This is a genomic window from Leptolyngbya sp. GGD, assembly GCF_026735145.1.
In the GTDB taxonomy this organism is placed as follows: Bacteria; Cyanobacteriota; Cyanobacteriia; order Leptolyngbyales; family Leptolyngbyaceae; genus Leptolyngbya; species Leptolyngbya boryana.
Genome location: NZ_JAPQKE010000011.1, coordinates 1 through 19,245 on the forward strand (window position 1 = coordinate 1; position 19,245 = coordinate 19,245).

Annotated in this window: 21 protein-coding genes; 11 read left to right on the top strand and 10 right to left on the bottom strand. The window is 46.7% G+C overall.

The window, feature by feature from the left end:
• Positions 1–298 precede the first annotated feature (298 nt).
• The gene (gene thyD, locus OU814_RS28535; protein ID WP_190653191.1) at positions 299–1,210 is read left to right on the top strand and encodes a thylakoid membrane protein ThyD; all 912 of its coding nucleotides are present in this window, start codon (positions 299–301) and stop codon (positions 1,208–1,210) included.
• Positions 1,211–1,362: 152 nt separating this feature from the next.
• On the top strand, positions 1,363–4,020 hold the full coding sequence (gene gyrA / locus OU814_RS28540; RefSeq protein WP_268242942.1) for a DNA gyrase subunit A: 2,658 nt from the start codon (positions 1,363–1,365) through the stop codon (positions 4,018–4,020).
• A gap of 110 nt (positions 4,021–4,130) precedes the next feature.
• On the opposite strand, the gene OU814_RS28545 is transcribed toward gyrA, so the two are convergent.
• Complete coding sequence (locus tag OU814_RS28545) at positions 4,131–4,337, bottom strand: hypothetical protein (RefSeq protein WP_017288341.1); 207 nt, start codon at positions 4,335–4,337, stop codon at positions 4,131–4,133.
• Between the two features lie 187 nt (positions 4,338–4,524).
• Between OU814_RS28545 and lpdA the strand changes: the two genes are divergently transcribed.
• The 4 genes from lpdA (at position 4,525) to OU814_RS28565 (ending at position 8,395) form a co-directional block, all read left to right on the top strand.
• Positions 4,525–5,946: a dihydrolipoyl dehydrogenase gene (gene lpdA, locus OU814_RS28550; protein WP_268242943.1), complete on the top strand. Its 1,422-nt coding sequence runs from the start codon at positions 4,525–4,527 to the stop codon at positions 5,944–5,946.
• A gap of 179 nt (positions 5,947–6,125) precedes the next feature.
• The gene (trpC, locus tag OU814_RS28555) at positions 6,126–7,010 is read left to right on the top strand and encodes an indole-3-glycerol phosphate synthase TrpC (protein ID WP_017288343.1); all 885 of its coding nucleotides are present in this window, start codon (positions 6,126–6,128) and stop codon (positions 7,008–7,010) included.
• Positions 7,011–7,135: 125 nt separating this feature from the next.
• Positions 7,136–7,396, top strand: a complete 261-nt coding sequence (locus OU814_RS28560) for a DUF5340 domain-containing protein (RefSeq protein WP_017288344.1) — start codon at positions 7,136–7,138, stop codon at positions 7,394–7,396.
• Between the two features lie 39 nt (positions 7,397–7,435).
• Positions 7,436–8,395: a hypothetical protein gene (locus OU814_RS28565; protein ID WP_017288345.1), complete on the top strand. Its 960-nt coding sequence runs from the start codon at positions 7,436–7,438 to the stop codon at positions 8,393–8,395.
• 166 nt (positions 8,396–8,561) lie between these two features.
• Here OU814_RS28565 and OU814_RS28570 read toward each other — a convergent pair whose 3' ends face one another.
• From OU814_RS28570 to OU814_RS28585, 4 genes are read right to left on the bottom strand one after another with little or no spacing between them, the layout of a single operon-like run.
• Positions 8,562–9,074, bottom strand: a complete 513-nt coding sequence (locus OU814_RS28570) for a tetratricopeptide repeat protein (protein WP_242044768.1) — start codon at positions 9,072–9,074, stop codon at positions 8,562–8,564.
• Entirely contained in the window at positions 9,037–9,876 is an 840-nt protein-coding gene (locus OU814_RS28575; RefSeq protein ID WP_268242944.1) for an ABC transporter permease, read from the bottom strand. The genes OU814_RS28570 and OU814_RS28575 overlap by 38 nt, the downstream gene beginning before the upstream one ends.
• The gene (locus OU814_RS28580) at positions 9,869–10,873 is read right to left on the bottom strand and encodes an ABC transporter permease (RefSeq protein ID WP_017288348.1); all 1,005 of its coding nucleotides are present in this window, start codon (positions 10,871–10,873) and stop codon (positions 9,869–9,871) included. The genes OU814_RS28575 and OU814_RS28580 overlap by 8 nt, the downstream gene beginning before the upstream one ends.
• 30 nt (positions 10,874–10,903) lie before the next feature.
• Entirely contained in the window at positions 10,904–11,293 is a 390-nt protein-coding gene (locus OU814_RS28585) for a response regulator (protein ID WP_017288349.1), read from the bottom strand.
• Positions 11,294–11,419: 126 nt separating this feature from the next.
• Between OU814_RS28585 and OU814_RS28590 the strand changes: the two genes are divergently transcribed.
• From OU814_RS28590 to OU814_RS28600, 3 genes are all read left to right on the top strand, one after another.
• On the top strand, positions 11,420–12,469 hold the full coding sequence (locus OU814_RS28590) for an ABC transporter ATP-binding protein (RefSeq protein WP_268242945.1): 1,050 nt from the start codon (positions 11,420–11,422) through the stop codon (positions 12,467–12,469).
• 161 nt (positions 12,470–12,630) lie between these two features.
• Positions 12,631–13,095 carry a phosphate-starvation-inducible PsiE family protein gene (locus OU814_RS28595; protein WP_268242946.1) on the top strand — a complete coding sequence of 155 codons (465 nt, stop codon included), beginning with the start codon at positions 12,631–12,633 and terminating at the stop codon, positions 13,093–13,095.
• A gap of 11 nt (positions 13,096–13,106) precedes the next feature.
• On the top strand, positions 13,107–13,559 hold the full coding sequence (locus OU814_RS28600; RefSeq protein ID WP_268242947.1) for a nitrate reductase associated protein: 453 nt from the start codon (positions 13,107–13,109) through the stop codon (positions 13,557–13,559).
• Here the strand turns inward: OU814_RS28600 and OU814_RS28605 are convergent.
• From OU814_RS28605 to OU814_RS28615, 3 genes are read right to left on the bottom strand one after another with little or no spacing between them, the layout of a single operon-like run.
• Positions 13,556–14,623 (bottom strand): glycosyltransferase family 4 protein, encoded by a 1,068-nt coding sequence (locus OU814_RS28605; protein WP_268242948.1) that lies wholly within the window; start codon positions 14,621–14,623, stop codon positions 13,556–13,558. The two genes, OU814_RS28600 and OU814_RS28605, sit on opposite strands and share 4 nt — an antisense overlap.
• On the bottom strand, positions 14,620–15,528 hold the full coding sequence (hpsE, locus tag OU814_RS28610; RefSeq protein WP_190653182.1) for a hormogonium polysaccharide biosynthesis glycosyltransferase HpsE: 909 nt from the start codon (positions 15,526–15,528) through the stop codon (positions 14,620–14,622). Before hpsE ends, OU814_RS28605 begins: the two co-directional genes overlap by 4 nt.
• Before the next feature lie 48 nt (positions 15,529–15,576).
• Positions 15,577–16,116 (bottom strand): thioredoxin family protein, encoded by a 540-nt coding sequence (locus OU814_RS28615; RefSeq protein WP_190653181.1) that lies wholly within the window; start codon positions 16,114–16,116, stop codon positions 15,577–15,579.
• Positions 16,117–16,264: 148 nt separating this feature from the next.
• Between OU814_RS28615 and OU814_RS28620 the strand changes: the two genes are divergently transcribed.
• Positions 16,265–17,152: an alpha/beta fold hydrolase gene (locus OU814_RS28620; protein ID WP_268242949.1), complete on the top strand. Its 888-nt coding sequence runs from the start codon at positions 16,265–16,267 to the stop codon at positions 17,150–17,152.
• Position 17,153: 1 nt separating this feature from the next.
• Here the strand turns inward: OU814_RS28620 and OU814_RS28625 are convergent, their stop codons facing one another.
• Positions 17,154–18,236, bottom strand: a complete 1,083-nt coding sequence (locus OU814_RS28625; RefSeq protein ID WP_268242950.1) for a class I fructose-bisphosphate aldolase — start codon at positions 18,234–18,236, stop codon at positions 17,154–17,156.
• 77 nt (positions 18,237–18,313) lie between these two features.
• On the opposite strand from OU814_RS28625, the gene OU814_RS28630 reads away from it, so the two are divergent.
• The gene (locus OU814_RS28630) at positions 18,314–18,700 is read left to right on the top strand and encodes a VOC family protein (RefSeq protein WP_268242951.1); all 387 of its coding nucleotides are present in this window, start codon (positions 18,314–18,316) and stop codon (positions 18,698–18,700) included.
• 193 nt (positions 18,701–18,893) lie between these two features.
• Here the strand turns inward: OU814_RS28630 and psaC are convergent, their stop codons facing one another.
• The gene (gene psaC / locus OU814_RS28635) at positions 18,894–19,139 is read right to left on the bottom strand and encodes a photosystem I iron-sulfur center protein PsaC (protein ID WP_009458117.1); all 246 of its coding nucleotides are present in this window, start codon (positions 19,137–19,139) and stop codon (positions 18,894–18,896) included.
• Between the last annotated feature and the right edge of the window lie 106 nt (positions 19,140–19,245).

Consider the following 19,245-nt stretch of genomic DNA (forward strand, 5'->3'; position numbering starts at 1 on the left):
AAGACAAAGAGAGTTTCCTAAGATAAGTTTTGGGAAGCTCTCTTTGTATGTTTTTGCTTATTTCCATGCATGTATGGGAAACAGGAGAATTAAACTATTACAGATGATCAGGAAAGAGAGCAGCCATATTACTTGACTCATCGCTTGATTGAAGATGCGATCGCTGGTTGCCAAAGACATCGTTTCTTCAGGTACAAAGGCTTGAGTTGAAGCTGCTGGAGGTAGATTGAGTAAGACTTAAAGTACGATCACTTCCCCTCCGATATACTGGCAGATGGACGTTTCGCCTTGAATAGCTATGAAAGTTGCAGTGACAGGATCAACCGGATTTGTTGGAAGTCGGTTGGTAGAAAGATTGTTGGCGGAGAATCATCAAGTGGTGGCATTTACTCGAAATGGAAGTAGTGCTGAACGAGTGTTGCCAAAGTCTGAGAATCTGGAAATTGTGGCTTACAGTCCGAAGGAAGCAGGAGATTGGCAGTCTAAGATTGCAGGATGTGATGGTGTTGTGAATTTGGCGGGGGAGCCGATCGCTGAAAATCGCTGGACTCCTGAATTGAAAAAAACATTGCTCGAAAGTCGAACCTTGACCACACAGAATGTGGTAAATGCGATCGCACAAGCTAATCCAAAACCTTCAGTGCTTGTGAATGCTTCAGCGATCGGTTTCTATGGCACGAGCGAAACAGCTAGCTTTGATGAAAATAGTGCATCAGGGCAGGATTTCTTAGCTGAAGTTTGTCGGGCTTGGGAAGCAGAAGCAAACAAAGTGAAAGAGAGCGGAACGAGGCTCGTCATTCTCCGAATTGGGATTGTTTTAGAAAATGGCGGGGCGCTTGGAAAAATGTTGGCTCCGTTCAAAATGTTTGCAGGTGGACCGATTGGCTCAGGAAAACAATGGTTCTCTTGGATTCATCGGGAAGATTTGGTGAGCTTGATCATTCGGGCACTCACTTCAGGTATGGAAGGCGTTTACAATGCAACGGCTCCAACTCCTGTGAAAATGGCGGAATTGACAAACACATTAGGGCAGGTGATGAATCGTCCGTCTTGGTTGCCTGTGCCGGGATTTGCACTCGAAGCAATGTTGGGGGATGGCGCGATCGTGGTTCTCGAAGGACAGCAAGTCTTGCCGAAGCGTACCCTGGAATCCGGCTTCGAGTATGCTTATCCAACGGTAAAACAGGCATTAGAAGCGATATTAAAATAAACTGCGGAAACCCTAGATTTCATGGGAATTTCAGCCCTGATCCCATTTATGAATTTGTGCTAAAATTGTCCCAATATGAGGCGAAGCAGGTATACTTTCTAGGCATCTTTTTTCGCTCATAAAGTAGTACAAAAGTATTTCGGAGTCTCCGTATGACATTCTCCCAGGAACCGCCTCAAGATCGGATTATTCCAACCGATTTACGCAACGAAATGCAGCGGTCTTACCTGGAATACGCGATGAGCGTGATTGTGGGGCGAGCGCTACCCGATGCACGAGATGGGCTGAAACCTGTGCATCGTCGCATTCTCTACGCAATGCACGAATTGGGGCTGACCCACGATCGACCGTTCAGAAAATGCGCCCGTGTCGTCGGGGAAGTGTTGGGTAAATATCATCCGCACGGTGATACAGCGGTTTACGATGCGTTAGTGCGGATGGCGCAGGACTTTTCGATGCGATCGCCTCTGATCGATGGGCATGGCAACTTTGGTTCGATCGATAACGATCCACCTGCGGCAATGCGATATACCGAATGTCGTTTGACCTCTTTGACAGCCTATTCGCTGCTGCAAGATATCGAATCGGAAACGGTTGACTTTGCAGATAACTTTGATGGTTCCGTTCAAGAGCCAACGGTTCTCCCTTCACGAATCCCGCAACTGCTTTTGAATGGTTCAGCCGGGATTGCTGTTGGGATGGCAACCAACATTCCGCCTCATAATTTGGGGGAATTGATTGATGGGTTGGTGGCATTGATTGAGAATCCAGATTTGACGGATTTGGATTTGATGCAGTACATTCCAGGGCCTGATTTTCCGACGGGAGCGCAGATTTTAGGACGCACTGGAATTCGTGAAGCTTATACGACGGGACGTGGATCAATCACAATGCGCGGTGTTGCTGCGATCGAAACAATCGAGCAACGGGGACGACCCGATAAAGACGCAATCATCATTACCGCGTTGCCGTATCAAACCAATAAAGCAGCGCTGATTGAGCGAATTGCAGAATTGGTCAACGATCGCAAGATTGAAGGCATTTCTGATGTACGCGACGAGAGCGATCGCGATGGTATGCGGATTGTGATTGAACTGCGGCGAGACGCTTATCCGCGTGTTGTCCTGAACAATCTTTATAAGCAGACTCCGATTCAAGCCAATTTTGGGGCAAATATGCTGGCGCTCGTTAACGGCGAGCCACAGCTGTTGACCTTGAAGCAGTTTTTGACGGTGTTCTTAGAGTTCCGGGTTGAGGCGATTACTCGTCGGACTCAGTATCAACTTCGCAAGGCAGAAGAACGCGATCATCTCTTGCAAGGGTTGTTAATTGCCTTGTCGAATCTGGATGGCATTATTGCTCTGATTCGGAGTGCAGCGGATACTGCTACTGCGAAGCAGCAATTGATTGAGACGTATTCGCTGTCTGAATCGCAAGCGGATGCCATTCTGCAAATGCAATTGCGACGCTTGACTGCGTTAGAAGCGGAAAAGATCGAGCAAGAACATGAAGACTTGCAAGCTCAAATTCGAGACTTGTTAGATATCTTGGCAAGACGCGAGCGGATTTTAGAAATCATTACGACTGAGGTAACGCAGCTTAAAGCAACGCATGCAACGCCACGGCGAACGGTGATCGAGCAATCAGAAGATGAGTTGGGAGATATTGATCTCATCGCGAACGAGAAATCGATCGTTCTCGTCACCGAGCAAGGCTACATTAAGCGGATGCCGATCAGTACTTTTGAAGCACAGAGCCGGGCAACCCGCGGGAAATCCGGGGCGAAGATGAAGGAAGACGATGCGGTTGAACACTTCATTAGCTGTTGTGACCACGATAGTGTGTTGTTCTTTAGCGATCGTGGAGTTGTATACGCGCTGAAAGCCTATCAAATTCCCCTTGGGTCGAGAACTTCGCGTGGTACTCCGATCGTTCAACTGCTCACCGTTCCACACGAAGAGAAAATTACCTCTGTCATTTCGGTCTCAGAGTTTTCAGACGACGAGTATCTGGTGATGTTGACCAACAAAGGTTACATCAAGAAAACTGCCCTTTCAGCGTTTAGCAACATTCGGACGAATGGGTTGATTGCGATTTCTTTGGAAGAAGGCGATCAACTACGATGGGTGCGGCTGTCGCGAGTCGATGACAGTATCATCATTGGATCGAGTCTAGGTCGATCGATTCACTTTCGAGTTAATCATGAGCAGCTCCGTCCTTTGGGTCGGGCGACCCGTGGTGTTCGGGCAATGTCGCTCAGAAATGGTGACAGCCTAGTCGGTATGGCAATCTTGCCAGGGCAGATTGTGGCAGATGTCGCACAAGCTCAGGCGGAAGGGGCTGCCGATGAGGATGAAGAAACGGGAGTCGATGAGAATGCAGAATTGCCGCCTCAATCCGGGCCTTGGGCACTTGTGATTACAACAGGAGGCTATGGTAAGCGGGTTCCCGTGAAACAGTTCCGACTGCAAAATCGAGCAGGCATGGGAATTGTGGCAACGAAATTCCGTAAGCCTGGAGATACCTTATCTGCCCTGCATATTGTGAACGAAGGCGATGAAATGATGCTGATCACAAATCGCGGCATTATCATTCGGCAATCTGTGGATGCGATTTCATCTCAGTCGCGGGCAGCGACAGGGGTACGTGTACAGCGATTGGATGAAGATGATGCGATCGCAGCCGTTGCTCTAGTGCCTGCTACCTCTGAAGAAGGGGGAATGATTGAGGATGAGATTGAAGCTGAAATCGCAGCCGAGGAAATCGCAACCGAAATCACAACCGAAATTGCAACCGAAGCAGAAGAGTAAGATTCGGGAAGAACTCCCGATACATTGCTGTCTTTCTGAGTAAGGGGCGCGATCTTCAAAAGTTGAAAGCGCCAAGCTGCTACATTACCTAAATGGAGAAAGCTGTCTTTCTACTCGGGAGGCAGCTTTTTTTCGGAAGTCGCTTCTTGAGCTTGAATAAGTTGCTCGATTTCTGCTACGGCTTGTTCTAAATCGATTGGGCAGCTTGCAGGGGTTGGCTCATCTTCAGGCGACCAAATTGTTTGCTCCAGCTTATTGAGCGATTCTGCAAACGCTTGAGCCGCAGCACGACGTAATTCTCGCTGTTGATGATCCATATCTTGACTCCTAAACGGGTTGAAACTCGAACTTGAGCTTCAACGGGAATACTCCAATTTCCACGGTGGCTCCGCTTGAATCAGGATGCCCAGTTCGGAATCGAGGGATGCCATTTTAGAAAAATCGTATTGTCGAATGGGCGCTTCACGGTTGAGAATAAATAGGCATTAAGAACGGGAGGGGACTGTGGCTCACGATTATGATTTAGTGATTGTAGGCGCGGGCGTGGGTGGTCATGGAGCGGCGCTTCATGCCGTTGATTGTGGTCTGAAAACTGCGATCGTGGAAGCAGCAGATATGGGCGGGACTTGTGTGAATCGCGGCTGCATTCCCTCTAAAGCACTGCTTGCCGCATCAGGACGAGTGAGAGAATTGCAGCAGACAGACCATCTCAAGGCATTAGGCGTTGATGTGGGAGATGTTTCCTTTGACCGGGCTGCGATCGCGCAACATGCTCAGAATTTGGTCAATAAACAGCGTGAAGGCTTAATTGGGAGTCTGAAACGTCTGAATGTCGATGTGATTCAAGGTCATGCCAAAGTCGCAGGTGCGCAAAAATTGATTGTCTCCACCCCAGAAGGTGAGAAAACGATTACGGCGGAGAATATTATTCTGGCTCCGGGGTCAATTCCGTTTGTGCCGCCGGGTGTGCAAGTGGACGGCAAAACTGTTTTTACCAGCGATGATGCGATTAAGTTGGAATCGTTGCCGCCTTGGATTGCGATCGTCGGGAGTGGGTATATCGGATTAGAATTTTCCGATGTTTATACGGCTCTGGGCTGTGAAGTCACCATGATCGAAGGTCTGGATCAATTGATGCCAGGATTTGATCCAGATATTGCCAAGTTAGCGCAGCGGATTTTGATTACTCCCCGCGATGTGGAAACGAAAGTTGGAGTGTTTGCCGCGAAAGTCACACCTGGATCGCCAGTGACGATCGAGCTAATTGACGCAAAAACGAAAGAACTCGTCGATGTGCTCGAAGTCGATGCTTGCTTGGTTGCAGCCGGGCGAGTGCCTGCCGCGAACGACATGGGCTTAGAATCAGTTGGAGTGGAACTCAATCGCGGGTTTATTCCGGTGAATGACAAGATGCAAGTTTTGTCAGACGGCAAGCCTGTGCCGCATCTATGGGCGATTGGGGATGCGACTGGGAAAATGATGCTGGCTCACGCGGCTTCTGCTCAAGGAATCATTGCCATCGAAAATATGTGCGGTCGAACCCGAGAGATTGATTATCGATCGATTCCGGCTGCTGCCTTTACGCATCCAGAAATTAGCTTTGTTGGATTAACTGAACCGCAGGCAAAAGACCTCGCGAAAGCGGAAGGATTTGAAGTCGCAGTGGCAAGAACCTACTTTAAGGGCAATGCGAAAGCGTTGGCTGAGGGTGACGCTGAAGGTATTGCCAAAATCGTGTTCCGCAAAGATAACGGCGAACTTTTAGGGGTTCACATTATTGGACTACACGCGGCTGATTTGATTCAGGAAGCGGCGAATGCGATCGCAAAACGCGAATCGGTCAATACGTTGGCATTCTTGGTACATACCCATCCAACGTTGTCAGAAATTCTGGATGAGGCGTACAAGCGGGCAGCCGCACATTGATTGTGGCTTTATTCCAGTCAGTTTTAGCCTCCTAGATGCTCAACATCGGGGAACTTTGATTGAAAACTTCTTGAAATTCGGGAAATCTTTCTTCTCAAAGTTCTTCAAATTGGGGATTTAGGAGGCTCTTCAGAAAATTCTCAATTTGATCCAATCCTTTCCTAACCTGAACCCACGCTATGGAAATTCGTCGTCGTCCCCCGAACCCATCTATCGCTGTTGAAGAACTGCGCTATCAAATCAAAACACCCAACAGCGAACCTGCCAACATTCTTGAAGAAATCATTTGGCATAAGGAAACTGAAGTTGATCAACTTCGGGAAAAGCTGCCCCTCAGCGAACTGCAACGCAAACTCAAAGATGCCCCCGCTCCGAAAGACTTTCTCGCGGCTTTAAGAAACAACCCCAAGAAACCTGCGGTGATCGCCGAAGTAAAAAAAGCTTCTCCAAGCAAAGGTGTTATCCGTGAAGATTTCGATCCGGTTGCGATCGCAAAATCCTATCAATCCGGCGGCGCATCTTGTCTCTCTGTTCTGACCGACACTAAGTTTTTCCAGGGCAGCTTCCAATATCTCGCTCAAATCCGCGAAGTCGTTGATATCCCACTCTTGTGCAAGGATTTCATCATTTATCCCTATCAAATGCAGTGGGCAAGGCTGCATGGTGCAGATGCGGTTTTACTGATTGCAGCAGTGCTGTCAGATCAAGATTTGCAATATTTTCTCAAAATTGTGAAAGCGCTCGGTATGACCGCTCTAATTGAGGTGCATACCTTAGCCGAACTCGATCGCGTTCTCAATCTTGATGGAGCTACGCTGATTGGCATTAATAATCGCAACCTCAAAGACTTTTCAGTCGATTTGAAAACGACAGAAGACATTTTGCAAGCACGTCTGACGACTTTATCTGCAAGAAACATTACAGTAGTCAGTGAGTCAGGGCTTTACACGGCTGAAGACTTAGCGAGAGTCGGGAAAGCTGGCGCTTCAGCCGTTTTGATCGGGGAATCGTTAGTCAAACAGCCCGATCCGGGACAAGCTCTTGCACAGCTAATTCAAGATTGAGTGATTTGGCGCTAGACTGCTCGCAGGTTAATTCTTTAGAGTGATCTCTTGAGTTCTGTGAGCTTAACCGTTTAGAGTCAGAAGAATGTCGCTCTTTTCTTATTGTCCCTTCGTCACTTTAATTCATGGAACCGATACCTCTTCCATCGCATATTCATTATGAGTTGCTGCTGCAACTGTTAGAGCGTCAAACCATGTTTGCCGTGGGATCGGGTCAGCGAGAGCAGGTGCAGCAATTAATTATTGCTCTGCGGAAAGCCTTATCCCAACAAAAGCATTTTGAAGGTGAGTTAGAACGCAAAAATATTCCGATCGAATATCGTTGGTCACTGAATCGTGTTGATCCCCCCGAAGTAGCAAAATTACCTGAGGAACCGAGAATCTGAAACTATAATAAATAGGCAAGGATTTGGGAGGAGCGATCCGTGTCGGAGTGCCCAGAGCAACTTAGTTTGATCCCAGAGGATTCTCCTCCCAGTTCGGTCACGCCAGAATTATTGCAGCTTCAAGATCAAGTTCAAACTCAACAGCGTCGCATTCGGGATTTAGAACTGGCGTTGGATCAGTCGATCGCAAGTTTAAGTGACTTGCGATCGCAGATTGTCGATCAACGATTTCTGGAACGTCAATTGGCTTCGACTGAAGAAATCGCCAATGTTCAACAACAGGCAATTCACCATCTCAAGCTGCAATTTGCCCAACAAAAAGCAGAACTTGAAGCCAAAGTCCAACAGGCACAGCAACGAGAGCGAGATTATCAAATTCTGTTAGATGCGGCAGAATTGGATGCGTTGAAAACGCAAATTCAAAGTGATGTAGGCGAACCTTCTGCACTGGGGCAACAAATTCAAGTACTGCAGGCTGATTTGCAACTGCGCCGCCAGCAGATTCAAGATTTGGAGGAGCAGAAACAATCTGCACAGATTCGGATTACGGAATTAGAAACTCAAGTTGAAACGCTCGAAGGGCGAATTGCTCGGCAGATGACGACGCAAGCGCTGATGCAGCAGGTCTGTCAAGAACTGGAAGCCGATCGCGAACAAAGCCAGAGCCGAATGACAGAACTAGAGAGTCAAGCTGCCGAAATGCAGGAACAAATTCTTAGCCAAGCCCAACAGGCAAGCGAGTACGAAACGGCAGTTCAACATTGGAAAACGCGCTTTCAGGTCTTGCAGGATAAAGCGATCGCACTCAAACAACTGCTAGGCGATCAAGACCTTCCAACTGAAATTGTTGAACTACTAGCAACGATCGATACTTCTGCCCCACCGGATTTGAAATCTACAGCGCGATCGAATCCGTTCCATCAAGATCTCAAAATTGATATTCCTGAATTTCTGGTTCGCCGCCGCACTTACCGCAGTCGCAAATCAAAAGAAGCTTGACGAAAAATCTAAAATTCTGAATCAAGACAAACAAAAGCCCTTGAACGTCTGGCCGTGTTTCGACTTCAAGGGCTTTTGCGATTTTGTAACTTACTCCTCACACGACTCTATATTGGCATACTTCTTCTAATCTGAGTTACTCCTTGTGACAGATTTAAAAGTGTTCTTAGCTTAATTTGGCGGTACATTCCAAAATTAGGCGCTGATTCTCGATCGCGTAAGGCTGAATTTCCAAAGCTTGCCGAAATGCGGCAATGGCATCTCGATAATCTCCGATCGCAGCGTAACAGAGTCCCAACCCATGCAGCGCTCCAAAATGAATGGGATTGAGTTCGATCGCTTTTTCGCAATCGGCGATCGCTTTTCGATATTGCTGCTGCACGAAATACAATACAGCACGGCGATTCCACGCCTCAGCAAAATCGGGCTGATGTTCGATTAATTCACTCAAAATAGTTTCTGCCTCAAGTGCCTGCCCCGATTCCAGCAGCACTTGGGCGCGTTGGAGCGTTTGCAGTCCAGTCACACCCTTTTGAGCAAACCAAATCTGCCATAATGCCTGAGTTGCATCTGCTCGCACATCTTCGTTGGGATCTTTGAGCGCTTCCAGTAGAACGTTAATGTCTTCCATAAACTGCAAATTATCTTGATCGGGGATCAAATCCGTCGCGTAATCCATCTCCAAGTAAATTAAACGCTAACACGATCAGGGTAATCGCGATCCCTGGAAAAATGGTTGTCCAAGGAGCAGTCCGTAAATAGCCATCTCGAAATGCATCCGCCAACATCGTGCCCAGTTCTGGAGTCGGCGGTGGCGCGCCCAATCCTAAAAATCCCAGTCCTGCTGCTTCTAAAGTTGCGGTTCCTAACGACAAAGAAGCTTGCACGATCATCGGCGCTAAACTGCCGGGCAAAATGTGTCGCAAAATAATCTGCGGCGTTGTTGCTCCTAATGCTTTCGCTGCCTGCACGAATTCCTGCTCTCTTAACGACAGAACGACACTGCGAGTGAGCCGAATATATGTCGGAATTTGCACCACTCCAACCGCAAATATCACAGTCTGAAGACTTGGATTAACGGTGACAGTTACGATCGCGATCGCGAACAAAATCGATGGAAATGCCAACAAAATATCGGTCATCCAGCTTAGAACTGCATCAATCCAACCGCGAAAATAACCTGCCAAGATACCCAAAGTTAAACCAATCAGAGCACCAATTCCAACGGAGACGAGACTGATCAGCAATGAGGTTTGAATGCCATACCATACACCAGTCAGGAGGTCGCGCCCCAGTCCATCGGTTCCAAAAAGATGCGTCAGGCTTGGAGGGAGCAATCGGTCTTGGAAATTTCTGCTCGGACGATAAGGACGCAAAATCGGAGCAAGCAGCGCGATCGCAAAGAGAAACACGGTCAAACCCAGTCCAATTCTGCCCGACATGGATTGCCAGAATCGCCGTATCGATCTCAAGTCATTCATACCGCACCCTCGGATCGACGATCGCGTAAGACAAATCCACCAGTAAATTGATCAATACAAATACGATCGCAATAAACACAACGCCACCCTGTACGACGGGATAATCTCGCGCCAAAATTCCCTCGTAAATCCACGAGCCAATTCCTGACCAGGAGAAGATCGTCTCGGTCAAAATTGCGCCGCTTAATAGCGTTCCAAATTGCAGCCCGATCGTTGTGTTGATTGGTAAGAGCGCATTTTTTAACGCATGTCGCCAAATCACGATGCGATCGGGTAAGCCTTTGGCTTTCGCGGTGCGAATGTAGTCTTGATTCAACACTTCGAGCATGGCACTGCGAGTAATCCTTGCCACGATCGCTAGTGGAATCGTACCTAATGTCAATGCAGGCAGAATCAAGTGCGTGATTACATCAATGAACGCCGCTGGATTGAGTTGCCAGATCGCATCGAGAACATAAAAACCTGTTATCGGTTGAAAATCAATGCCAACGCTGATCCTGCCAGCCGGCGGCAACCATCGCAATGTGACTGAGAAAAAATAAATCAGCAGCAATCCTAACCAATAGACTGGAAGGGAAACGCCGATTAGCGATCCCGCGATCGTCAATTGATCCTGCCAGCGATTTTTCTGAACCGCTGCGATGATTCCCGCTGGAATGCCGATCACGATCGCGATCAACATTGCTGCGATCGACAATTCAAAAGTCGCTGCCCATCTTGTCCGAATCTCGTCTAAGACTGGAATCCCAGTCAAAATGCTAGTGCCAAATTTCAACTGCAACAAATTTCCGACAAAGGTAAAATATTGCAAAAATAGGGGTTGATCTAGCCCAAGTTGAGTCGTTAAAGCTGCAATCTGTTCAGGAGTTGCGCGTTCTCCCGCTAAGACAACTGCGGGATTACCCGGAATGAACCGCAACAATAGAAACACTGCCAGCGTAATCCCCCATAGCACCGGGATTAGCCCCAAAAGCCGCTTGAGAATGTATTGCGACATAACTTCTAAGAAAACCGCTCAGTCGCAACTTTACCGCATCAATCGGGCGATCGTACTCAATAAAATTCTCGAATCATATGGCTTAGACAAATACACCTGAAATCCTGCTGACTCTGGATCGACTCGAATCGCTTCGATCTCTTCGCCCGTCAATGCGATCGCGACTCTAGGGCGATCGACATACTGCCTGCGAATTGCCTCTAAGACTCTGGCTCCATTGCCATCTGGAAGACGAATATTACTGACCAACACCTCTGGCTCTAAGCCGGATTTGATAGCTTGAATTCCCTCTTGTACGGAGCCGACAGCCGTGACGATTCCGCCCTGATATTCTAGAAGAACTGTCAACGCTGTCCGCGTTACCGCTTCATCTTCCACAATCAGAACCTGTAACGAATTTAAACTGGAACTCTGATTCACCAAAATCCTTAAACTGAAGTCTACTAAACAACATTAATTTACAATGGTATTAAAATAATGTCCCTTAAGATAGACTGGGCACTTCAAGCTTTACGTAAGTTTTACTATCAAAGATAGATATTTCCTATGGCAACTGTACAGCTTGACGGGATTACTCGCCGCTTTAGCAAATCCGCCGCGATCGAAGACATCAGTTTTAAGATTCCCGATGGTGAATTTTGGGTGCTGGTTGGACCGTCTGGCTGTGGGAAATCGACGATTTTAAGAACGATCGCAGGGTTGGAAACCGCGACTTCAGGAAATTTGTACATTGGCGATCGCTTGGTGAATCAAGTTCCGGCACGTCAACGCGATGTCTCAATGGTATTCCAAAATTACGCGCTATATCCCCATATGAGCGTGGCAGAGAATATTGCGTTTGGGCTGAAGATGCGTCAGGTGGAGGCATCTTCAATTCAAGCTCGAGTCGAAACGGTTGCCAGAATTTTAGAAATTAGTCATCTCCTCGATCGCAAACCAAGACAATTATCCGGTGGGCAGCAGCAACGCGTCGCCCTCGGTCGCGCGATCGCCCGTCAACCCCAAGTCTTTCTCTTAGATGAGCCGCTTTCAAACCTTGATGCCCAGTTGCGAGACGGAACTCGAACCGAATTAAAACAGTTACATCAGCAAGTCGGAATCACTACAATTTACGTCACACACGACCAAGTAGAAGCAATGACGCTTGCCGATCAGATTGTCGTGCTCGATCGAGGAAGAATTCAGCAGGTTGGGACACCGCAGCAAATTTACGATCGACCTATCAATCGCATGGTTGCGACTTTTCTGGGAAGTCCTCCGATGAATCTCATTCCTGTGACGTTCACGGGGGTAGAGTTTCGCATCGGCAATCATGCCATTCCTGCTTCACTGAAGGTAGCGCCAGGTCAATACGATTTGGGAATTCGCCCGGAACATATTGCGATCGATGCGGAAAACCCGCATTGTTTCGGTACTGTTAGCGTAATTGAGCCTTTAGGACGTGAGATTCTACTGCGAGTCATGCTGGAAGGACGAGCGTTGAATCTGCAAGCTGCTCCAAGATTGGATGTGAAAGTCGGCGATCGCTTACCGCTGCGATTTGATCTCGATCGCATATTTTTATTCGAGCTAGCGTCTGGTAGCCGAATTTTATAAAATCATCCGTACTTTGCTGGTATTGAGAAAAGTACGATTCGGTAACTATAGACTTTGCTCAATTGCTCCTGATAGAATCCCTCATGTTCGGAAACTTACTCTTCTCTTTACTCCGATCCCTGCCTTCGGTATGCTCACAACAGTAGAGACGGTAAGTATTTATGCGGCATCCCCTGTTGAAATCGGTGCGGGAATTCATGAAAGATGACAATTTTCTCGGACTCCTGGGGCGTGTCGAGACATGGGTCTCGAAGATCCTCTCGATTATGATGCTGCTGGTGATTTTTCTAGCAGTCTTTCAATTAGGAACTTTCTTGTTTATTAAACTTTCTTCGCCTTTTCCAAGCGAAGAATCAGGAAAAATTTTATTCACAACATTTGGTCTATTTCTAAACGTTTTGATCGCGTTTGAGATTTTAGAAAACATTACTGCCTACCTGAAAAAACATGTGATTCAAGTAGAGTTAGTAATTGTCACTTCCTTAATCGCAGTCGCTCGAAAAATTATCATTCTCGATTTAGAGAAAACGGCTGGAATTGATCTCATTGCTTTGGCTACAGCAATTTTTGCGCTATCTATTAGTTATTGGATTGTGCGAAATGTTGCTCCGAAAAGTAATCACTAAAGGCAAATTTTATGAGTCTTTTCTTTCAATTTGAAACTGATTTTGTCGATTCGCTGCGCTGCATTCCGATGATTGTGCGCTTCAAGTTGGATACATGCGGAGTCAAATTGAAATTACATCAGTGGAATAAGTTTACTGAAGCCGATCGCTATCAAACGATCGAGACTCCATGCAGTTCTGAGTCTGAGATTCGCACCTATCACGATCTCTTGCATCAGCTCGTTGAACAGCGTACTGGAGAAACTGCGACCGATTTAGCACTCGATCCGAATCCACAGTGGAATGATGCAAATACAATTCCTGAGAGTGTGACGCAGAAAGCTCAAGACGCAGGAGTTACGATCGCTCAATCCCAATGGGCAGAACTGACTCCGATTCAGCGCTTTGTTTTGATTAAATTAAGTCGCTCAAGTCACGAAAATGCGAACTTCTTGCCTGCGGTGAAGGAATTTAACTTGGGCTAACGACACAATTCAAGCAATTCTCGTACAGCTTTCTCGGAAGTAAATTGTTCAGAAATATATTGATGCGCTAGCTCGCCTCGCTCTAAAGCTTGACTGGGATTGTCTAAACAAGTCTGCATATGCTGAGCTAAAGTCTTGTAATCTTCACGCTCGAAGAGCAAATTTGACTCTCCTGCCATCTCGGGTAAACCTCCGACTCTTGCAACGATCGAGCAAGTCCGTACACTCGAAGCTTCTAGGGCTACATATCCAGCGGGTTCTTGCCAGCGAGAAGGCGCAATTAATGCCAACGACGATCGCACAATTTCTAAAACTTCTTTGCCAGAGCGACGACCTAAGAATTCAACCCGATCTTGAATTTGCAACTCTTTGACCAATTCTGTCAATCGCTCTAAATCCTGACCACTGCCAATAATGTTGACTTTGAAATTCTCAGCTTCGATCAGCTTGGTGGCTCTGAGCAAGAGATCAACGCCTTTATCAGTACTGAGGCGACCGACATACGTAAATGTGTAAGGCTGGTCGAGATCTGCCAGGGTTTTCTTGTCTGATGCAGACGCGATCGGATAATTTAACGCCTCAACTTTCCAAGGAAAACTATGGGATTCTGCTAAAAACTGGCTACAGGCAGCATGTCGATCGCTTAAAAGCGCTGTCCCCAAACGAGTTGCTAATCTTGCCCATTTTACAAAAGTATGCAACTTCCATTTCAGGGGATAATTTGACTTCGGCAAAGTCTGAATCAGTTCAAACTTGAATCGTTGCCAAAAAGTCATTTTTTCGTAATGAAAATGAGTCGAAATATAGAATAAATAATGATATTTAATAACGATTTTTTTACCCAATAACTTACAGAGTAATGCGAATCCTAAGTGATTAGAATTCATATGCACAACATCTGCCCAAAAAATCTCTGAAATCCAGGAGATAATCGATTCTGTCTGGGTTGACAGCACTTTTGTTTCTACCCCGTTAGCATTTAGACCGGGTACGATCGCATCAATATAAGTGACAACGCCTGCAATCTCATCGGGGCGATGTGTATGTTGGATTAAGAGTTTCATTCTTTTAAGTTCAAGCGTCTCAAATAGAATGGACTGACCAAACTACTAAGTAACAATTGCTGTTCACAAACGACTTCTAAATTCTGTGATCGCCCGAATTTTACCCAATGAGTCATCAGCTTTCTCAAATCATTCAGCAAATAAATCGGCGTGATCAATGGACGTTGCCAAGCCTGCCAGCGAGTCATGCGAATCTGATGCCGAGCCAGTCCTACGCCTTTAATTAACTTCAATAAGTACGATTTCTCAGTTCGCCATTTGGGGATCTGATGATAAAGGTGCATTTCGGGGTTGTACCAGATTTCATGTCCTGAATTCTGAATGTGCAAAATGGCTTCAATATCTTCACTTGCCAGCATTGTTGCTGTTGTTCGTCCGACTAAGACCAATTTCTCGGGCATATGATCGAGCCAAACTTGCCGCCGCACCACTAATCCTGCTCCAGGAGGTAAAACTCGATCGTATCGATGTGGCTTCGATCCGCGTTCTACGATCGCTAAATAAGGCGCAATTTTTCCAATTCCACTGGGTGGCTCAACTTCGTACTCTGGATGAATCTGTCCCCCAAATGCACCAATCTCTGGATGTGTCTGCGTGAATTGGTAAGCCTGCGCGACCCAGTTTTCATCGGGTACTGTATCGTCATCAATAAAAGCGATCCATTGTCCTTGTGCTTCTTTGACCGCTCTCGATCGCGCAAAAGCCGTGCCTTGCTTCGCCTCAAACACATAGCGTACTTCTGGATAAGCTTCGACCACCTGTTTTGTGTGATCTTGACTGTTGTTATCAATGACTAGAACTTCCCAAGTAATCGACTCTGTTTGAACTTGCGATCGCACTCCGTCTAAAACTTGTCCAATTCGTCCTGCACCGTTGTAAGTACAGATCACAACACTCAGATCCATGCTGCTTAACCTCGATCGTTTGCCCTCAGTATGGACAAGCTTGATCGATTAATTGCGCCATTTCACAGAGCATCCGACGGGATCAGTTGAAGTGGGTGAAATGGGTTGATGGTTGAGCAGTGATGCGATCGCATTTTTCAAATATTGATGCTGAACCGCTTCAGGGGTTTGAGCATTATCATCGATCGCGCCTGCGTAGCAGACAATGCCTTGCTTGTTGAGCAGATACACCTGCGGAGTTTTTACAGCTTTGAAGGCATGAGCGACATCTTGATTCATATCCCGCAGATACAAAAAATTAAGTTGATGCGCTGTTGCAAAGGATTGCATCTTTTCGTAGCTATCTTCGGGAAATTGATCCGAATCGTTGGGATTGATGCCGATCAAGGTTACACCTTGAGGTTTAAGCTCAGTTTGAAGTTGTTTGAGCCGATCGAGATACAGTTTCACATACGGGCAGTGATTGCACATGATCACCACCACGATCGCCTGGTGCTGTTCAAGGTAACGGGCTAAATGATGAATCGCTCCATCTGTACCGGGGAGTTCAAAGTCGGGTGCATATTTGCCGATAAGTGGACTGTCCATAGTGCTTTGGAGTGTAACAACTGAGACGTTTTGCCCTCTTAGTTATAGACCAGCTTTCTGCAAAATCCGACATTTGCAGAAATTTGGCGACCCCGAATGTCCAAAAAATCGTTACAGTTTGTAAAGAGGCATTTTGGGAACAGGGAAAATGGTGACGGCTCCGACAGTTGCGATCGAATACAAAACCTGGAACTGGCAAGGATTTGAAATTGCCTATCAAACTCAAGGAACTGAGGGAACGCCTGTTGTTTTAGTGCATGGATTTGGGGCTTCTTTTTTTCACTGGCGTAAGAACATTCCCGAGCTTGCAAAAACCTGTCGCGTTTATGCGATCGACTTGATTGGGTTCGGCAAATCTGCAAAACCTAAACCCCTTGAAGAAATCGAATATACCTTTGAAACTTGGGGCAACCAGATTGCTGATTTCTGTCGTGAAATTGTTGGAGAGCCTGCAGTTTTAGTCGGGAATTCCATCGGCTGTATTGTGGTCATGCAGGCTGCAGTCGATCATCCCGAAATTGCGCGATCGCTAGCGTTGCTCAACTGTTCACTACGGCTTTTACATGAACGATATCGAGCAACCCAACCCTGGGTAAAACGAATTGGAGCGCCAATTTTACAGAAAGTTTTGAAAAATCAAGCCTTCGGAGAATGGTTTTTCAAGCAAGTTGCCAAGCCAAAAGCGGTCAGAAATATTTTGCTCAAGGCTTATGCGCGATCAGAAGCTGTGACTGATGAATTAGTTGAGCTTTTGCTTGGTGCAGCGAGCGATGAAGGTGCAGCCGCTGTTTTCGTTGCGTTTACCGGATATTCCACAGGGCCTTTGCCTGAAGATCTGTTTCCAAAATTGCCGTGTCGCGCGATCGTGCTGTGGGGTGAGAAAGACCCTTGGGAACCGATCAAGTTAGCCCGCAAATTTGCAGAATATCCCCAGGTGAAAGAATTTATCGAACTTCCAAATGTTGGGCACTGTCCCCAAGATGAAGCGCCGGAACTGGTCAATCCGATCTTGCAGCGATGGATTGACCAATCTTGATTTAAGCTATCGTAATTTCAGGCGAGAGATAAACATCTTGAATCGCATGGAACAGTTTCACGCCTTCGTCAAAGGGGCGTTGGAATGTCTTGCGTCCAGAGATCAATCCAGTTCCGCCTGCTCGCTTGTTAATCACAGCAGTCCGAATCGCTTCTGCAAAATCATTTTTACCCGAAGCACCGCCCGAATTAATCAATCCTGCTCGACCTGCATAGCAATTGAGCACCTGATAGCGCGTTAAATCGATCGGGTGATCTGTCGTCAGTTCGCTATACACTTTTGGATCAGTTTTGCCATAACTTTCCCCGGTCGCTTTCGCAACTGCAGCATAGCCGCCGTTGATTTCTGGCAGTTTTTGCTTAATGATGTCAGCTTCGATCGTGACTCCCAAATGATTCGCCTGTCCAGTCAAATCTGCTGCGAGATGATAGTCTTTATCCTGCTTAAATGCACTGTTGCGCAGATAGCACCAAAGAATCGTTGCCATGCCATATTCATGCGCTAACGCAAACGCTTGACTCACTTCTTGAATCTGTCGAGTTGAATTTTCAGACCCAAAGTAAATCGTTGCCCCAACTGCAACCGCTCCCAAGTTCCAAGCCTGTTCAACAGATGCAAACATGATTTGGTCGTACTGATTGGGAACGGTGAGTAGCTCATTGTGATTGAGCTTGACAATGAAGGGGATTTTGTGCGCATATTTCCGTGAAACGCTGCCGAGTACGCCAAGCGTTGTTGCAACTGCATTACATCCCCCTTCGATCGCGAGTTTGATAATATTTTCACTATCAAAGTAGATCGGATTCGGGGCAAACGAAGCTCCGGCTGAATGTTCAATCCCTTGATCAACAGGCAAAATCGAAATATAACCTGTATTTGCTAACCTTCCAAATGAATAAAGCTGGCGCAAACTCCGAAGCACTTGGGGAGAGCGATCGCTTTGAACAAAAACGCGATCGAGAAAATCGGGACCCGGCAAATGCAATAAATCCTTAGAAACTTTGGCTTGATAGGTGAGTAAATCTTCTCCTTCATCTCCTAGCCAAGATGTTACCGACTGAGGCGCAGAGAGTGTAGCGGTCATCGCAGTTTCCTCAATACTGTTCTCTCTCAATCTAACGTTTTGTTCCAAAATGAATTTATGTCTGGAAGGGGATTTTTATGCGCATCCAAAAAGCGTGGGTTACGATCGCAGCCTCACAATTCGATCGGTCTGTCAACTTTTATCAGCAACTTTTTCAGCAAGAGCCGCAGATTTTCACGCCTGAAAAATATGCAGAATTTGAAGCATTTGGTATCCGGCTCGGCATTTATCGCCCAACGGTTGAGGAATCGCCAGAGAAAGCGCCGATTACCTTATTTCCAGCCGTAAGTTTGTGTGTGCAGATTGAAAAGTTGGAAGAGGCGATCGCTTTACTCGATCGCATTGATGCGTTTATCAGTGAGATTCGCACGGTGTCTCATGGACGCGAAGCCTATGCCTATGATCCTGACGGCAATCGCATTATTTTGTACGAACCCAATTCGATCCGAGAGAACAATCAATAGATACTTTTTCAACAGCTTCTATAATCTTGTTGGGTGCTTGAATTCGCGATTAGAGTTGAGAGGGATTAGAAGCCTGCAAAGGCTAATCTGCTTCGATTGAAAACAAAAAAATGAGGGCAATTTGCCCCCATAACTTTGAACCCACATAAATGAAAAATGATTGCTGTATGAAGTTTTGCTTAATAAGACAAACTTAGTAAGCCAGACCCATACTGCGAGTCGTTTCAGCACCCAAGTAAACCCGAATGCTGAGGAAGTCCGTCGGGCAAGCCGTTTCGCAACGTTTGCAGCCAACACAGTCCTCTGTTCTCGGTGACGATGCGATTTGACCCGCACGGCACCCATCCCAGGGAACCATTTCTAGAACGTCCGTAGGACAAGCACGAACGCACTGTGTACACCCAATGCAGGTGTCGTAAATTTTGACCGTATGAGACATATTATGGAAGGCTCCAGATTAGTGCTTATGATTTGGCATCATCTGTAGTTCTAAGCTTCGACGATACTAGACCGCTTCATCCTAGAATCATTGCCTAGTTTACTCT

Bases quoted from the DNA above. Each gene is read 5' to 3' on its own strand.
- thyD (WP_190653191.1), top strand. From the start codon at position 299: ATGAAAGTTGCAGTGACAGGATCAACCGGATTTGTTGGAAGTCGGTTG.
- gyrA (WP_268242942.1), top strand. From the start codon at position 1,363: ATGACATTCTCCCAGGAACCGCCTCAAGATCGGATTATTCCAACCGAT.
- OU814_RS28545 (WP_017288341.1), bottom strand. From the start codon at position 4,337: ATGGATCATCAACAGCGAGAATTACGTCGTGCTGCGGCTCAAGCGTTT.
- trpC (WP_017288343.1), top strand. From the start codon at position 6,126: ATGGAAATTCGTCGTCGTCCCCCGAACCCATCTATCGCTGTTGAAGAA.
- OU814_RS28560 (WP_017288344.1), top strand. From the start codon at position 7,136: ATGGAACCGATACCTCTTCCATCGCATATTCATTATGAGTTGCTGCTG.
- OU814_RS28570 (WP_242044768.1), bottom strand. From the start codon at position 9,074: ATGGATTACGCGACGGATTTGATCCCCGATCAAGATAATTTGCAGTTT.
- OU814_RS28575 (WP_268242944.1), bottom strand. From the start codon at position 9,876: ATGAATGACTTGAGATCGATACGGCGATTCTGGCAATCCATGTCGGGC.
- OU814_RS28580 (WP_017288348.1), bottom strand. From the start codon at position 10,873: ATGTCGCAATACATTCTCAAGCGGCTTTTGGGGCTAATCCCGGTGCTA.
- OU814_RS28590 (WP_268242945.1), top strand. From the start codon at position 11,420: ATGGCAACTGTACAGCTTGACGGGATTACTCGCCGCTTTAGCAAATCC.
- OU814_RS28595 (WP_268242946.1), top strand. From the start codon at position 12,631: ATGCGGCATCCCCTGTTGAAATCGGTGCGGGAATTCATGAAAGATGAC.
- OU814_RS28600 (WP_268242947.1), top strand. From the start codon at position 13,107: ATGAGTCTTTTCTTTCAATTTGAAACTGATTTTGTCGATTCGCTGCGC.
- OU814_RS28605 (WP_268242948.1), bottom strand. From the start codon at position 14,623: ATGAAACTCTTAATCCAACATACACATCGCCCCGATGAGATTGCAGGC.
- hpsE (WP_190653182.1), bottom strand. From the start codon at position 15,528: ATGGATCTGAGTGTTGTGATCTGTACTTACAACGGTGCAGGACGAATT.
- OU814_RS28615 (WP_190653181.1), bottom strand. From the start codon at position 16,116: ATGGACAGTCCACTTATCGGCAAATATGCACCCGACTTTGAACTCCCC.
- OU814_RS28620 (WP_268242949.1), top strand. From the start codon at position 16,265: ATGGTGACGGCTCCGACAGTTGCGATCGAATACAAAACCTGGAACTGG.
- OU814_RS28625 (WP_268242950.1), bottom strand. From the start codon at position 18,236: ATGACCGCTACACTCTCTGCGCCTCAGTCGGTAACATCTTGGCTAGGA.
- OU814_RS28630 (WP_268242951.1), top strand. From the start codon at position 18,314: ATGCGCATCCAAAAAGCGTGGGTTACGATCGCAGCCTCACAATTCGAT.
- psaC (WP_009458117.1), bottom strand. From the start codon at position 19,139: ATGTCTCATACGGTCAAAATTTACGACACCTGCATTGGGTGTACACAG.